Here is a 14,528-nt window from a genome sequence, read left to right as displayed (position 1 = left end):
CGACCGGAATTTTAGTTAGACCAATTATTGACTCTTTGCGAGTCAGTGATTACAATTCCGCCTCTTTGTTGAGAGGCGTCGGATTTCACACGCGCTTTCTATATAGATAATCGCCTGTAATAATAATCCCACGCCGGGTTTAACAGAAACCTAAACACTACTGATCAGTAAAGGTAATAACCATGTCTAAACGCACTTTTCAACCTTCAGTTCTAAAGCGCAAGCGTAGCCACGGCTTCCGTGCTCGCATGGCAACTAAGAACGGTCGCGCAACAATCAATGCACGTCGTGCTAAAGGCCGTAAGCGCCTTTCTAAATAATCTCTGATTATTTTGAATAAGCTAGCCTTTTCTCGGGAGTTACGTTTGTTAACTCCCGAGCATTATCAAAATGTCTTCCAGCAAGCTCATCGAGCAGGCTCACCTCATTTCACCATAATTGCTAGAAAGAACTCTCTTTCTCATCCTCGTCTTGGCTTAGCCGTTCCTAAAAAGCAGATTAAAACCGCCGTTGGTCGAAATCGCTTCAAACGTTTAACCCGAGAAAGCTTTCGTAACATCCAACATGAACTTCCTAACAAAGATTTTGTTGTTATTGCGAAAAAAAGCGCGCAGGATTTAAGCAATGATGAAATGTATAAGCTTCTAGAAAAATTATGGCATCGCCTGTCTCGCCCTTCACGTGGTTAGCCATTGGGTTGGTAAAACTCTATCAATGGATAATTAGTCCTTTATTAGGACCACGTTGTCGTTTTACACCGACTTGCTCTCAATATGCCTTAGAAGCGTTGAAAGCTCACGGTTTTGCAAAAGGATGTTGGCTATCAGGCAAACGTCTATTAAAATGCCATCCTTTGAGTGATGGGGGATATGACCCCGTCCCACCAATCCAAAAACAAGACAGAGATAATTAACGATGGATTCTCAACGTAATATCCTGCTGCTTGCTTTAGCTATGGTTTCTTTCTTACTGTACCAACAGTGGCAAGTTGAAAAGAATCCTGCGCCGCAAAGCACTCAACAGGTTCAAAATAGCAGTACCCTTCCTGCGCCATCTTTTGCTGATGACTTGGCAGATCCGGCACCACAATCAAGTTCGCCTTCAGCTCAGCTCATTAGCATCAATACTGATGTCCTAGATCTGTCTATTGACACATTCGGCGGTGATGTTGTTTCAGCTAAATTGACTCAATATGACGCTGAACTTGATTCTGAAGATTCATTTGTATTGCTTAAAAATACTCAAGGTCACAGCTACATCGCTCAAAGTGGTTTAGTTGGCCCTCAAGGTGTCGATTTAAGCAGTTCAAACCGCCCAACTTACCAAGTAGAGAAGCAATCTTTTACTATGGCTAATGGGCAAGATGAGCTTCGTATTCCATTTACTTACGCAGCAAACGGCCTTGAATACGTAAAAACATTCGTATTCAAGCGTGGCAGCTACGCAATTGAAGTTGAATACGATGTTGTTAACAAATCAGGCAACAACGCGACATTAGGTATGTACGCTCATCTTCGTCAAAACGTGATGGATACTGGCGGCAACCTAGCGATGCCAACATACCGCGGTGGTGCTTACTCTACTGAAGACGTACGTTACAAAAAGTACAGTTTCGATGACATGCAAGATCGTAATTTGTCACTTAACCTGCCAGATGGCAAAGGTTGGGCGGCAATGCTACAACACTACTTTGCAAGTGCATGGATCCCTCGTGAAGAGCCAGGCACCAGCCTTTACACTCGTGTAATTGGTAATATGGGTGACATTGGCGTACGTATGCCAAATAAAACCATTGCCGATGGCGGAGAAGCTAACTTCCACGCAACATTGTGGGTTGGTCCTAAGCTTCAAAACGACATGGCTGCAGTTGCTCCAAACCTTGACCTAGTAGTGGATTACGGTTGGTTGTGGTTTATTGCAAAACCACTGCATAGCTTACTGTCGTTCATTCAAAGCTTTGTATCTAACTGGGGTATCGCCATCATGGTACTGACGTTTATCGTTCGTGGCGCTATGTACCCACTAACGAAAGCGCAATACACCTCAATGGCTAAAATGCGTATGCTGCAACCGAAACTTACTGCTATGCGTGAGCGTATTGGTGATGACCGTCAGCGTATGAGCCAAGAAATGATGGAGCTGTACAAAAAAGAGAAAGTGAACCCACTCGGTGGCTGTTTACCTATCTTGCTACAGATGCCTATTTTCATCTCCCTGTACTGGGCGTTAATGGAATCTGTTGAATTGCGTCACTCGCCATTCTTCCTTTGGATTAATGACTTGTCGGCACAAGACCCATACTACATCCTGCCTCTATTGATGGGTGCAAGTATGTTCATGATTCAAAAAATGAGCCCAACGACTGTGACGGATCCAATGCAGCAGAAGATCATGACCTTTATGCCGGTTATGTTTACTTTCTTCTTCTTGTGGTTCCCATCTGGCCTAGTACTTTACTGGTTAGTATCGAACATCGTAACGCTTATCCAGCAAACTCTGATTTATCGAGCGCTGGAGAAGAAAGGCTTACATACTAAGTAAGACTAATTAATGTTCAACAAAGGCGACCTTTTGGTCGCCTTTTTGTTTTTCGCTGATTACAATTGCGAACAATGACAGCTTCACTATTGCCATCAACAAAGGCAATCAAACTAACTAGGCACTTATTTATGACAACAGACACGATTGTTGCTCAAGCTACAGCACCAGGCCGAGGCGGCGTTGGTATTATTCGCGTATCAGGCCCAAAAGCGGCCCAAGTCGCCCTTGAAGTAACAGGTAAGAGCCTTAAACCTCGTTATGCTGAATACACACCTTTTACCGATGAACACGGCACAGAGTTGGACCAAGGCATTGCTTTGTACTTCCCGAACCCACACTCGTTTACTGGCGAAGATGTCCTTGAACTGCAAGGGCACGGTGGCCCTGTTGTCATGGACATGCTTATCAAACGCATTTTGGCTATCCCAGGTATACGCCCCGCTCGACCTGGGGAATTCTCGGAACGCGCATTCTTAAACGACAAGATGGATTTAACCCAAGCTGAAGCGATTGCTGACCTCATCGATGCAAGTTCAGAGGAAGCGGCTAAATCTGCACTGCAATCACTACAAGGCCAGTTCTCTAAACGCATTAACACGCTGGTGGAATCACTGATACATCTGCGTATCTATGTAGAAGCGGCCATCGACTTTCCAGAAGAAGAAATCGACTTTCTTGCTGACGGTAAAGTAAGTAATGACTTACAAACCATCATCAATAACCTGTCGGAAGTGAGAAAAGAAGCCAACCAAGGTTCCATCATGCGTGAAGGCATGAAAGTCGTTATTGCTGGTCGCCCTAATGCGGGTAAATCGAGCTTACTCAATGCGTTATCTGGCAAAGAGTCAGCCATTGTCACCGACATAGCGGGCACCACACGTGATGTGTTACGTGAGCACATACATATCGATGGCATGCCCCTGCACATTATAGATACCGCAGGGCTGCGAGAAGCGTCAGATGAAGTGGAAAAAATTGGTATTGAACGTGCATGGGAAGAAATAACCCAAGCCGATCGTGTTCTCTTTATGGTTGATGGCACAACTACCGCTGCAACAAACCCTAGTGATATTTGGCCTGAATTTGTTGATCGTTTACCTAAAAAGATAGGCATTACCGTAATCCGAAATAAAGCAGATCAAACCGATGAAGGCCTAGGGATCTGTCATGTAAACGATCCTACTCTTATTCGCCTTTCTGCAAAAACCGGACAAGGCGTAGATGCATTAAGAACTCACCTAAAGGAAATAATGGGGTTCTCAGGCAACCAAGAAGGTGGCTTTATGGCCCGAAGACGTCACCTGGACTCTCTATCACACGCAGCGGAACATCTAGATATAGGCCAACAGCAATTGGAAAGCTACATGGCTGGTGAGATTTTGGCAGAAGAGCTACGAATTGCGCAGCAACACCTTAATGAAATTACGGGTGAATTTAGTTCCGATGATTTACTAGGCCGTATTTTCTCTTCTTTTTGTATTGGTAAATAACATTAGGATGGCCACTTAATGTGGCCACCTGTACTCATAGGAACGAACAATGATCCACATTATTACAGGAAGTACCCTTGGCGGCGCAGAGTACGTTGGTGACCACCTCAGTGACCTATTAGAGCAAGCCGGGCATGAAACGACTATCCACAATCAGCCGGAAGTCAGTGCTATACCATCTGAAGGAACCTGGTTAATCGTCACCTCTACACACGGAGCCGGTGATTATCCTGACAATATCAAACCCTTTTTCGCAGCTATTCAAACGGCGCCACCAAGAATGAGTAACGTCCGTTTCGCGGTTGTGGCATTAGGAGATTCAAGTTACGACACCTTTTGTGAAGCTGGAAAACAGGCACGTGAACTGCTGTTAGACATCGGCACTAGCGAGATATGCGAGCCTTGCGAAATAGACGTTTTGAGCACACCAGTACCTGAAGATGCCGCTGAAGTATGGCTAAAAGAAGTCATTGAATCGTTCTAATTTTGATAAAAAGTCACTCTCAAGGACACCTTATTGGTGTCCTTTTTTTTGCCTAATACAAAAATAAGTCAGAAAACCACGTTCAACTGATGATTAATTGAGCAGCACACTTGTGGATAAATAGATAACTATCCCGTTATTAACCTATAGTTATCCAAAGAATAAGATCTAATATTACGATCGCCTGTGCATAAGTAGCCGTTTTGATCCCAGCTAATCCTCGTGATGATCAGATCAAGATCACAAGAATTGATCTAATCAAAACCGATGATCTTATTGATCATTTTCCAGTTATCCACAAGATCGTGCTTCCCTAATAATAGATCTAATAAAAGATCTATATACAGATCCTACATATAGTAAAGATAACGCCACATGATCCAAAATCGTTTTCACAAGCAGCCAAAGAAGGTAGAATACTGCTCCTTTTGAAAAGATCATCAACCCATTGAATACCTGAGGTCGGTCCATGCTTTATCACGAAATTTTTGACGTCATTATTGTTGGTGGCGGCCATGCAGGAACGGAAGCCGCACTCGCATCAGCACGAACAGGTCAGCGTACCCTGTTACTCACTCATAACATCGATACTTTAGGCCAAATGTCTTGTAACCCTGCAATTGGCGGCATTGGTAAAGGTCACCTAGTGAAAGAAGTGGATGCTCTTGGTGGGTTAATGGCTCAAGCTATTGATCATTCGGGTATTCAATTTAGAACATTAAACGCATCGAAAGGACCTGCTGTTCGTGCTACTCGCGCTCAGGCCGATCGTGCGCTTTATAAATCATTTGTACGGAATGTTCTTGAAAACCAGCCCAACTTGACCCTCTTCCAACAGTCCGTTGATGATCTCATTGTTGAAAATGATCATGTTGTCGGTGTTATAACTCAAATGGGGCTTAAATTCCGCGCTCAAGCGGTTGTATTAACCGTCGGGACCTTTCTTGGTGGAAAGATCCATATTGGAATGGAAAGTAGCTCTGGGGGCCGTGCAGGCGATCCTCCATCGATCGCATTGGCAGACCGTTTAAGAGAGCTCCCATTAAGAGTTGATCGATTAAAAACAGGCACTCCGCCAAGAATTGATGCGAGAAGTGTCGATTTTTCAGTGCTCGAAGCTCAGCATGGCGATAACCCGACACCTGTTTTTTCATTTATGGGCAATAGAAGCCAGCAACCTCGTCAAATACCGTGTTTCATTACGCACACCAACGATAAAACTCATGATGTGATCCGTGCTAATTTGGATCGTAGCCCAATGTATGCCGGTGTTATTGAAGGGATCGGGCCTCGATATTGTCCGTCCATTGAAGACAAAGTCATGCGCTTTGCGGATAAAAACAGCCACCAAATATTTGTTGAACCTGAAGGGTTAACAACACATGAATTATACCCAAATGGCATTTCTACAAGCTTGCCATTTGATGTTCAAGTTCAAATCGTTCGTTCTATGAAAGGATTTGAAAATGCGCATATTGTTCGCCCTGGTTACGCCATTGAATATGATTTCTTTGACCCAAGAGATCTTAAGCAAACCTATGAAAATAAGTACATTCATGGTTTATTCTTCGCTGGTCAAATCAATGGTACTACTGGTTATGAAGAAGCTGCTGCACAAGGTTTAATGGCTGGATTGAACGCCAGTTTATACACCCAAGGCAAAGAGGGTTGGAACCCTCGTCGCGATCAAGCTTACATGGGTGTACTGATCGATGACCTGTCGACGATGGGCACGAAAGAACCTTATCGTATGTTCACCTCGCGCGCTGAATATCGTTTGCTACTGCGTGAAGACAATGCTGATTTACGTTTGACCGAAAAAGGCCACGAACTTGGATTAGTAGATGAAGCTCGTTGGGCTCGTTTTAATGAAAAAGTAGAGAACATTGAAAAAGAGCGTCAACGCTTAAAAGATACTTGGATGAATCCAAAATCAGAAGGCATAGACAAGCTTAACGAATTACTTAAAACTCCTATGTCTCGCGAAGCCAGTGGTGAAGACTTATTGCGTCGTCCTGAAATGAATTATTCATTGTTGACCAGTCTTGATACGTTTACTCCTAGTATTGAAGATATTCAAGCGGCTGAACAAGTTGAAATCCAAGTGAAGTACGAGGGTTATATTCAGCGTCAGCAAGATGAAATTGAAAAATCATTACGTCATGAAAATACACAAATTCCAGTTGATACCGATTATTCACAAGTTAGCGGCTTATCGAATGAAGTGGTTGCTAAACTCGAGCAAGCAAAACCCGAGACCATCGGAATAGCGTCAAGAATTTCAGGTATTACACCTGCAGCAATTTCAATTATTTTGGTGCACTTAAAGAAAAAAGGTCAGCTGAAAAAGGGAGACTTATAATATGAGCGCTTTACGCCTCAAGCTTGATCAGTTGATTGATCAAACCGATCTAGAAGTCAGTGATCATCAACGAGATCAACTGGTTGGTTACGTTGAAATGCTAAATAAGTGGAACAAAGCATATAACTTAACCTCGGTTCGCGATCCTCAAGAGATGGTAGTTAAACACATTCTTGATAGCATAGTGGTTAGTCCTTACTTACCGGGTGAATATTTTATTGACGTAGGTACGGGGCCTGGTTTACCGGGTATTCCATTAGCGATCATGAACCCAGATAAACGATTTACCTTACTTGACAGCCTTGGCAAACGTATCCGCTTTATTAAGCAAGTCGTGCATGAGCTGGACATACCTAATGTTACGCCAGTTCAGAGCCGAGTCGAAGATTTTCATGTTGAAGAGGGCTTTGATGCAGTTTTAAGTCGCGCATTTGCGTCGGTTGTTGATATGGTAGAGTGGTGTCACCATTTACCAAAAGCGAAAAGCGGGGTATTTTTGGCATTGAAAGGAATGCGTCCAGATACCGAGTTGGATCAACTACCGGATTGGTGTTCTGTGACTAACATCAAAGCTTTGACAGTTCCTGAGCTCGAAGGTGAACGACATCTTGTAACCTTAGCGCGCAAGGATAAATAACCGAGGTTAACGTGGGAAGAATCATATCAATTGCTAATCAGAAGGGCGGTGTCGGTAAGACAACAACCTGTGTGAATTTGGCGGCCTCAATGGCGGCAACAAAACGAAAAGTGTTGGTGATCGATCTTGACCCACAGGGCAATGCAACCATGGCGAGTGGTATCGACAAGTATCAGGTTGATGCTACTGCTTACGACTTACTGGTTGAAGATACGCCATTTTCTGAAGTCGTGTGTAAAAGAACCAGTGGCGGTTATGACTTAATTGCTGCAAACGGTGATGTCACGGCTGCTGAAATCAAATTAATGGAAGTGTTTGCTCGAGAGGTTCGCCTAAAGAATGCCTTGATGCCAATCGTTGATAGCTATGACTACATTTTTATTGATTGCCCTCCGTCATTAAACCTCCTCACCATTAATGCGATGGCTGCATCAGATTCAGTATTGGTGCCTATGCAATGTGAATACTTTGCGTTAGAGGGGTTAACCGCCTTAATGGACACCATCAGCAAACTTGCAGCCGTAGTGAATGAAAACCTAAAAATTGAAGGTTTACTTCGCACTATGTACGACCCTCGAAATCGCCTATCAAACGATGTTTCTGATCAGCTTAAATTGCATTTTGGCGAAAAGGTGTATCGTACGGTTATCCCTCGTAATGTACGCTTAGCAGAAGCGCCAAGTCATGGTAAACCCGCTATGTACTACGACAAATACTCGACGGGAGCTAAAGCCTATTTAGCACTCGCTGGCGAAATCCTTCGCCGTGAAGAGATCCCAGCATAAATCATTTCGTTTCCGATATAAGGATAGATCCATGTCTAAACGCGGCTTAGGTAAAGGCCTCGATGCGTTGCTGGCGACCAGTTCAGTGGCTCGTGAAAAACAGCAAACCATCTCTCATAGTCAATCTTTGTCAACGGAAGGTGAACTGAAAGATATTTCCGTTCACAACTTGCAAACTGGCGTGTATCAACCAAGAAAAGAAATGGAGCCGGAAGCACTGACTGAACTTGCATCATCCATCAGTACACAAGGCGTAATACAACCTATTGTTGTCCGGCAGGTAAGTGAAACGCACTTTGAAATTATTGCTGGGGAACGTCGCTGGCGCGCTGCAAAGCAAGCAGGGTTAAAACTTGTGCCATGTTTGATTAAAAAAGTAACAGACAAAGCCGCCATCGCAATGGCACTGATCGAAAATATTCAACGTGAAGATTTGAACGCAATCGAAGAAGCTCAAGCACTAGAACGACTTCAAAATGAGTTCCAACTCACACATCAGCAAGTCGCGGACGCGATCGGAAAATCAAGAGTTTCGGTATCAAATCTTTTGCGTTTGAATCAGTTAGAAGCAAACGTGAAACAATTTGTAGCAGAAAAAAAATTAGATATGGGTCACAGTCGTGCATTATTAGCACTTGAGCTTGATTTGCAATATGAGGTTGCAAAAGAAGTAGTAGCCAAGCAGCTAACAGTGCGTAAAACTGAACAATTAGTGAAAAAATACTTATCACCACAGGTTGAGGTGGAAAAAGCACCTGTCGATCCTGAAGTACAAGTTCTGTCTAAGAGACTGACAGACAAGCTGGGCTCTCAGGTTTCCATACAGCGTGGTGCAAACGGAAAGACCAAAGTGACGATAAGTGTTGATGAACATCACAAATTTGAGCAACTCATTGCAATGCTAGAACGCTAAATGAGATAATTGATTTAGGTCAATTGTGACTAAAATTGGGTTTTTAACCAAAAGTTGTCGGTTTGTAAACAAAAACGTAAGTTTTTGCTGCATTTTGATTGCATTCAAGGCATCTCGCCGTATAATTTTTGACAATTTCCATTTGCGCAAACTTTAGTTTCGTAAATGTGTACTCGAGGAACGAATACATGGTAGCTACGCTAGCTAAACCGGGACGAGAGCTTGCCAAGCACTTGTTCATGATTCAAGTTGGCGTGGTTATTTTTCTGGCCATTGGAATGAGCATTGTAATGAATGCCGGCTGGGGACTTTCAGCGTTAATTGGCGGCGGCATTTTTGTTGTCGCTAATACAGTCTTTGCACTGTTTGCTTTCATGTACAGTGGTGCTCGCGCAGCAAAACGCGTCGCGACATCATTTTATGCAGGCGAAGCTCTGAAAATTCTTATCACAGTTGTTCTGTTTTCACTGGTCTACGTGTATATGCAGGTGGAACTTGTTCCCCTGAAGCTAACCTATTTGCTGGTACTTGGGATTAACATCTTTGCGCCAGCGCTTTTCATTAACAACAAAAAATAGGACGAGTTATGGCTGCGCCAGGTGAAGCGCTAACAGCGTCCGGTTACATTGACCACCATCTCGCCAACTTATCTCTTGCGAAGATTTCTGAGCATTATGATTTGGGTTGGGGAATTGCTGAGACAAGTTTCTGGAACGTACATATCGATAGCCTGTTCTTTTCTTTATTTACTGGATTGATCTTCCTCGGGGTTTTTCATTCAGTAGCAAAGAAAGCGACAGTAGGTGTACCGGGTAAGCTGCAATGTTTTGTAGAAATGGTCGTAGAATTTGTCGCGGAAAACGTCAAAGATACATTCCATGGACGCAACCCATTGATTGCTCCGTTAGCACTGACTATCTTTTGTTGGGTATTGTTAATGAACGTCATGGACTTAGTTCCAATTGATTTCTTACCGTATCCAGCACAGCATTGGCTAGGTATCCCTTATTTGAAAGTGGTTCCTTCTGCTGATGTGAATATCACCATGGCTATGGCTCTAGGCGTATTTGCTTTGATGATCTACTACAGCATCAAAATCAAAGGTCTAGGTGGGTTCGCGAAAGAATTGGCATTACACCCATTCAATCACCCAGTTATGATTCCGTTTAACTTACTGCTTGAAGTAGTTTCGCTATTAGCAAAACCTATTTCACTTGGTATGCGTTTATTCGGAAACATGTTTGCGGGTGAGGTTGTATTTATTCTTGTCGCGGCAATGCTACCATGGTGGCTACAATGGTTAGGTTCACTCCCGTGGGCTATTTTCCATATTTTGATTATTTTGATTCAGGCCTTCGTATTCATGATGTTAACCATCGTGTATCTGTCGATGGCACACGAAGATTCTGATCATTAATTTTTAAGTTTTATGTTTCATACAGGCATTTTTAAGCCAACAACTATAAATTGGAGATAGTAATGGAAACTTTACTGAGCTTTTCTGCAATCGCCGTAGGCATCATCGTCGGTCTTGCTGCTCTTGGTACAGCGATTGGTTTTGCACTTCTTGGTGGTAAATTCTTAGAGGGCGCTGCTCGTCAACCTGAAATGGCTCCGATGCTGCAAGTTAAGATGTTCATCATCGCAGGTCTATTGGATGCGATCCCAATGATCGGTATCGTTATCGCACTTCTATTCACATTTGCGAACCCATTTGTTGGTCAACTAGCTGGTTAATCAATAATTTTCGGCGAACGAAGTTCGTATCTAGTAGGTACGTACTCGTTGGTGAATAAATAGAGGGGTAGCTGTTGTGAATATGAACGCAACTCTGCTGGGTCAAGCAATCTCGTTCGCACTGTTTGTGTGGTTCTGCATGAAATATGTATGGCCACCAATTATGGATGCGATCGAAGAACGTCAGAAGAAAATTGCTGACGGACTTGTAGCCGCTGAACGCGCTGCAAAAGACTTAGATCTAGCACAAGCCAATGCTTCTGACCAAATGAAGGAAGCAAAGCGCACAGCAACTGAAGTTATCGAGCAGGCTAACAAACGCAAAGCTCAAATTGTTGATGAAGCACGCGAGGAAGCTCAGGCAGAACGCCAGAAAATCCTAGCGCAAGCGGAAGCAGAAATTGAAGCTGAACGTAATCGTGCCCGTGATGACTTGCGCAAACAAGTTGCTACTCTGGCTTTAGCTGGTGCAGAGAAAATCCTTGAGCGTTCAATCGATAAAGATGCGCACAAAGATATTCTTGATAACATTACTGCAAAACTTTAAAGCGGGGGGCGCTTATGTCTGACTTGACTACTATTGCACGCCCCTATGCTAAAGCAGCATTTGATTTTGCGGTTGAGAAGGAAACACTAGACCAATGGAGTCTAATGTTAACTTTTGCTACCGAAGTAACGAAGAACGATGATGTTCAAGGACTGCTTACGAGCTCTTTGACAGCCGATAAAATGGCTGAAATCTTCATCGCAATTTGTGGCGAACAGTTTGATGAACATGGTCAGAACTTCTTGAAAGTTTTGGCTGAGAATGGCCGATTACAGGCTATTCCTGATGTTTGCATAGAGTTCCATGCACTTAAACAAGAGCATGAGAAAGAGATTGATGTTGATGTAATTTCAGCAACTGAACTTTCTAAAGAGCAACTAGCAGAGATTGGCAGCAAACTTGAGCAGCGTCTTGAACGCAAAGTTAAGCTGAATTGCAGTATAGATGAGACCCTACTTGGTGGGGTTATTATTCGAGCCGGAGACCTTGTCATCGATAACTCAGCACGCGGTCAATTGAACCGCCTGAGCGATGCCTTGCAGTCTTGATGGGGATTGGAGCATGCAACTTAATTCCACTGAAATTAGCGATCTAATCAAACAACGTATCGAATCTTTCGAAGTTGTTAGTGAAGCTCGTAACGAAGGTACTATCGTTTCGGTAAGCGACGGTATCATCCGCATTCACGGCCTAGCGGACGTGATGCAAGGTGAAATGATTGAATTACCGGGCGGCAATTACGCACTAGCACTTAACCTTGAGCGTGACTCGGTTGGTGCAGTTGTAATGGGTCCATATGCCAACCTAAAGGAAGGCATGAAAGTAACAGGTACTGGTCGTATTCTTGAAGTACCAGTTGGTCCTGAATTACTTGGTCGTGTTGTAAACACACTGGGTGAGCCAATTGATGGTAAAGGTCCAATTGGAGCGAAATTAACTTCTCCTATCGAAGTTATCGCACCAGGCGTTATCGCACGTAAATCGGTAGACCAACCTGTGCAAACAGGTTACAAAGCGGTTGACTCAATGATTCCTATCGGCCGTGGCCAGCGTGAGCTGATCATCGGTGACCGTCAGATTGGTAAAACAGCTCTGGCGATCGATTCAATCATTAACCAACGTGATTCTGGTATTTTCTCTATCTACGTAGCAATCGGTCAGAAAGCATCGACTATCGCTAACGTAGTTCGCAAACTAGAAGAGCACGGCGCATTGGCTAACACCATTGTTGTTGTTGCATCTGCTTCTGAATCTGCTGCGCTGCAATATCTTGCGCCATATGCAGGTTGTGCGATGGGTGAATACTTCCGTGACCGCGGTGAAGATGCACTGATTGTTTATGATGATCTATCTAAGCAAGCTGTAGCGTATCGTCAGATTTCACTATTGCTTAAGCGTCCACCAGGTCGTGAAGCATACCCAGGTGACGTTTTCTACCTTCACTCTCGTCTACTAGAGCGTGCTGCTCGTGTAAGCGAAGCGTACGTAGAAGCATTCACTAATGGTGAAGTGAAAGGTAAAACTGGTTCTCTAACCGCTCTACCTATCATCGAAACTCAAGCTGGTGATGTATCTGCATTCGTACCGACGAACGTAATCTCGATTACTGATGGTCAGATCTTCCTACAAACTGAGCTATTCAACGCAGGCGTACGTCCAGCTGTTGACCCAGGTATCTCAGTATCTCGTGTAGGTGGTTCTGCGCAAACGAAAATCGTTAAGAAGCTATCTGGTGGTATTCGTACTGCTCTAGCTCAATACCGTGAACTAGCAGCGTTTGCTCAGTTCTCGTCTGATCTTGACGAAACAACTAAGAAGCAACTAGACCACGGTCAAAAAGTTACTGAGCTAATGAAGCAAAAGCAATACGCTCCATTCTCTGTATTTGACCAAGCACTGGTTATCTTCGCGGCAGAGCGTGGCTACTTACAAGACATCGAGCTGAACAAGCTTGCTGACTTTGAAGCTGCACTACTATCGTTTGCTCACGGCCAACATGCTGATTTCGTTTCTGAAATTAACTCGACGGGTGCTTACAACGACGAAATCGAAGCCAAGCTTAAAGCGCTTGTTGACGACTTCAAAGCAACCCAGACTTGGTAATTGGTTGGTGATCGAAAGGTCACCTTCTAACGGAGAGTAAAATGGCCGGCGCAAAAGAGATTCGTAATAAGATCGGGAGTGTTAAAAGCACTCAAAAGATCACGAAAGCAATGGAAATGGTAGCAGCTTCAAAAATGCGTCGCTCGCAAGATGCGATGGAAGCTTCTCGTCCATATGCAGAAACAATGCGTAAAGTGATCGGTCATTTGGCGAACGGAAGCCTTGAGTATAAGCACCCTTATCTTGAGGAACGTGAAGCCAAACGTGTTGGTTACATCATCGTTTCTACCGACCGTGGTTTATGTGGTGGTTTGAACATTAACTTGTTCAAAAAAGCCATTGTAGACATGAAAGGTTGGCAAGAAAAAGGCGCAGAAGTTGAATTAGCCGTAATTGGTACTAAAGCAACTGCCTTTTTCAATAACAGCGGCGCGAAAGTAGCGGCTCAGGTCTCTGGTTTGGGCGATAGCCCTAGTCTAGAAGAGCTGATCGGTTCAGTTGGCGTTATGCTACAGAAATACGATGAAGGCGAATTGGATCGTCTGTACCTAGTGTTCAACAAGTTTGAAAACACCATGGTGCAAGAACCAACGATCGATCAATTACTACCATTGCCTAAATCCGATAGCGCTGACTTGCAGCGCGAACATGCTTGGGACTACATTTATGAGCCTGAGCCAAAACCTCTACTGGACGCATTGTTGATTCGCTATGTTGAATCTCAAGTGTACCAAGGGGTTGTCGAGAACTTAGCCTGTGAAATGGCTGCTCGAATGATCGCAATGAAAGCTGCAACAGACAACGCTAGCGACCTGATTGATGATTTAGAACTTGTGTACAACAAAGCCCGTCAGGCTGCGATTACACAAGAACTATCAGAAATCGTTTCAGGCGCTTCTGCGGTTTAAGCAAGGTAACATTAAATAGTT

At 43.9% G+C, this 14,528-nt stretch carries 17 protein-coding genes; all 17 read left to right on the top strand.

What is annotated here, in order from left to right:
• The first annotated feature begins 182 nt into the window (after positions 1–182).
• The 17 genes from rpmH to atpG all read left to right on the top strand — a co-directional run bounded on the left by rpmH (position 183) and on the right by atpG (position 14,507).
• Positions 183–320 carry a 50S ribosomal protein L34 gene (gene rpmH / locus QWZ04_RS03305; protein WP_102523586.1) on the top strand — a complete coding sequence of 46 codons (138 nt, stop codon included), beginning with the start codon at positions 183–185 and terminating at the stop codon, positions 318–320.
• Positions 321–365: 45 nt separating this feature from the next.
• A complete protein-coding gene (gene rnpA, locus QWZ04_RS03300; RefSeq protein ID WP_290324903.1) occupies positions 366–689 on the top strand; it encodes a ribonuclease P protein component in 324 nt (107 codons plus the stop codon).
• The gene (yidD, locus tag QWZ04_RS03295) at positions 656–913 is read left to right on the top strand and encodes a membrane protein insertion efficiency factor YidD (RefSeq protein WP_290324901.1); all 258 of its coding nucleotides are present in this window, start codon (positions 656–658) and stop codon (positions 911–913) included. The genes rnpA and yidD overlap by 34 nt, the downstream gene beginning before the upstream one ends.
• Before the next feature lie 2 nt (positions 914–915).
• Positions 916–2,541 (top strand): membrane protein insertase YidC, encoded by a 1,626-nt coding sequence (gene yidC / locus QWZ04_RS03290; protein WP_290324899.1) that lies wholly within the window; start codon positions 916–918, stop codon positions 2,539–2,541.
• A gap of 128 nt (positions 2,542–2,669) precedes the next feature.
• Positions 2,670–4,031, top strand: coding sequence for a tRNA uridine-5-carboxymethylaminomethyl(34) synthesis GTPase MnmE (mnmE, locus tag QWZ04_RS03285; protein ID WP_290324897.1), 1,362 nt, complete (start codon positions 2,670–2,672; stop codon positions 4,029–4,031).
• 49 nt (positions 4,032–4,080) lie between these two features.
• Positions 4,081–4,515: an FMN-binding protein MioC gene (gene mioC, locus QWZ04_RS03280; RefSeq protein WP_290324895.1), complete on the top strand. Its 435-nt coding sequence runs from the start codon at positions 4,081–4,083 to the stop codon at positions 4,513–4,515.
• Positions 4,516–4,984: 469 nt separating this feature from the next.
• Positions 4,985–6,877 carry a tRNA uridine-5-carboxymethylaminomethyl(34) synthesis enzyme MnmG gene (gene mnmG / locus QWZ04_RS03275; protein ID WP_290324892.1) on the top strand — a complete coding sequence of 631 codons (1,893 nt, stop codon included), beginning with the start codon at positions 4,985–4,987 and terminating at the stop codon, positions 6,875–6,877.
• A gap of 1 nt (position 6,878) precedes the next feature.
• Positions 6,879–7,514 carry a 16S rRNA (guanine(527)-N(7))-methyltransferase RsmG gene (rsmG, locus tag QWZ04_RS03270; RefSeq protein ID WP_290324889.1) on the top strand — a complete coding sequence of 212 codons (636 nt, stop codon included), beginning with the start codon at positions 6,879–6,881 and terminating at the stop codon, positions 7,512–7,514.
• An 11-nt stretch (positions 7,515–7,525) separates the two neighbouring features.
• Complete coding sequence (locus QWZ04_RS03265) at positions 7,526–8,299, top strand: ParA family protein (RefSeq protein ID WP_290324887.1); 774 nt, start codon at positions 7,526–7,528, stop codon at positions 8,297–8,299.
• Positions 8,300–8,330: 31 nt separating this feature from the next.
• Positions 8,331–9,212, top strand: a complete 882-nt coding sequence (locus tag QWZ04_RS03260; RefSeq protein WP_290324884.1) for a ParB/RepB/Spo0J family partition protein — start codon at positions 8,331–8,333, stop codon at positions 9,210–9,212.
• A gap of 188 nt (positions 9,213–9,400) precedes the next feature.
• Positions 9,401–9,790 carry a F0F1 ATP synthase subunit I gene (locus tag QWZ04_RS03255; protein WP_290324882.1) on the top strand — a complete coding sequence of 130 codons (390 nt, stop codon included), beginning with the start codon at positions 9,401–9,403 and terminating at the stop codon, positions 9,788–9,790.
• A gap of 8 nt (positions 9,791–9,798) precedes the next feature.
• A complete protein-coding gene (gene atpB, locus QWZ04_RS03250) occupies positions 9,799–10,629 on the top strand; it encodes a F0F1 ATP synthase subunit A (protein ID WP_290324880.1) in 831 nt (276 codons plus the stop codon).
• Positions 10,630–10,691: 62 nt separating this feature from the next.
• Positions 10,692–10,949, top strand: a complete 258-nt coding sequence (atpE, locus tag QWZ04_RS03245; RefSeq protein WP_068334124.1) for a F0F1 ATP synthase subunit C — start codon at positions 10,692–10,694, stop codon at positions 10,947–10,949.
• A gap of 76 nt (positions 10,950–11,025) precedes the next feature.
• Positions 11,026–11,496 (top strand): F0F1 ATP synthase subunit B, encoded by a 471-nt coding sequence (gene atpF / locus QWZ04_RS03240; protein WP_290324874.1) that lies wholly within the window; start codon positions 11,026–11,028, stop codon positions 11,494–11,496.
• A gap of 14 nt (positions 11,497–11,510) precedes the next feature.
• Entirely contained in the window at positions 11,511–12,044 is a 534-nt protein-coding gene (atpH, locus tag QWZ04_RS03235) for a F0F1 ATP synthase subunit delta (RefSeq protein WP_290324872.1), read from the top strand.
• 13 nt (positions 12,045–12,057) lie between these two features.
• Positions 12,058–13,599, top strand: coding sequence for a F0F1 ATP synthase subunit alpha (atpA, locus tag QWZ04_RS03230; protein WP_290324870.1), 1,542 nt, complete (start codon positions 12,058–12,060; stop codon positions 13,597–13,599).
• Between the two features lie 41 nt (positions 13,600–13,640).
• A complete protein-coding gene (gene atpG / locus QWZ04_RS03225) occupies positions 13,641–14,507 on the top strand; it encodes a F0F1 ATP synthase subunit gamma (protein WP_290324869.1) in 867 nt (288 codons plus the stop codon).
• The last annotated feature ends 21 nt before the right edge of the window (positions 14,508–14,528 follow it).

Source organism: Vibrio tapetis subsp. quintayensis (assembly GCF_030409945.1).
Classification (GTDB): Bacteria; Pseudomonadota; Gammaproteobacteria; order Enterobacterales; family Vibrionaceae; genus Vibrio; species Vibrio quintayensis.
The sequence above is the reverse complement of the archived record's forward strand: the minus strand, read 5'-3'. Positions and strand labels throughout refer to the sequence as shown.

Coding starts and splice junctions, on each gene's coding strand:
- rpmH (WP_102523586.1), top strand. CDS start 183: ATGTCTAAACGCACTTTTCAACCTTCAGTTCTAAAGCGCAAGCGTAGC.
- yidD (WP_290324901.1), top strand. CDS start 656: ATGGCATCGCCTGTCTCGCCCTTCACGTGGTTAGCCATTGGGTTGGTA.
- yidC (WP_290324899.1), top strand. CDS start 916: ATGGATTCTCAACGTAATATCCTGCTGCTTGCTTTAGCTATGGTTTCT.
- mnmE (WP_290324897.1), top strand. CDS start 2,670: ATGACAACAGACACGATTGTTGCTCAAGCTACAGCACCAGGCCGAGGC.
- mioC (WP_290324895.1), top strand. CDS start 4,081: ATGATCCACATTATTACAGGAAGTACCCTTGGCGGCGCAGAGTACGTT.
- mnmG (WP_290324892.1), top strand. CDS start 4,985: ATGCTTTATCACGAAATTTTTGACGTCATTATTGTTGGTGGCGGCCAT.
- rsmG (WP_290324889.1), top strand. CDS start 6,879: ATGAGCGCTTTACGCCTCAAGCTTGATCAGTTGATTGATCAAACCGAT.
- QWZ04_RS03260 (WP_290324884.1), top strand. CDS start 8,331: ATGTCTAAACGCGGCTTAGGTAAAGGCCTCGATGCGTTGCTGGCGACC.
- QWZ04_RS03255 (WP_290324882.1), top strand. CDS start 9,401: ATGGTAGCTACGCTAGCTAAACCGGGACGAGAGCTTGCCAAGCACTTG.
- atpB (WP_290324880.1), top strand. CDS start 9,799: ATGGCTGCGCCAGGTGAAGCGCTAACAGCGTCCGGTTACATTGACCAC.
- atpE (WP_068334124.1), top strand. CDS start 10,692: ATGGAAACTTTACTGAGCTTTTCTGCAATCGCCGTAGGCATCATCGTC.
- atpH (WP_290324872.1), top strand. CDS start 11,511: ATGTCTGACTTGACTACTATTGCACGCCCCTATGCTAAAGCAGCATTT.
- atpA (WP_290324870.1), top strand. CDS start 12,058: ATGCAACTTAATTCCACTGAAATTAGCGATCTAATCAAACAACGTATC.
- atpG (WP_290324869.1), top strand. CDS start 13,641: ATGGCCGGCGCAAAAGAGATTCGTAATAAGATCGGGAGTGTTAAAAGC.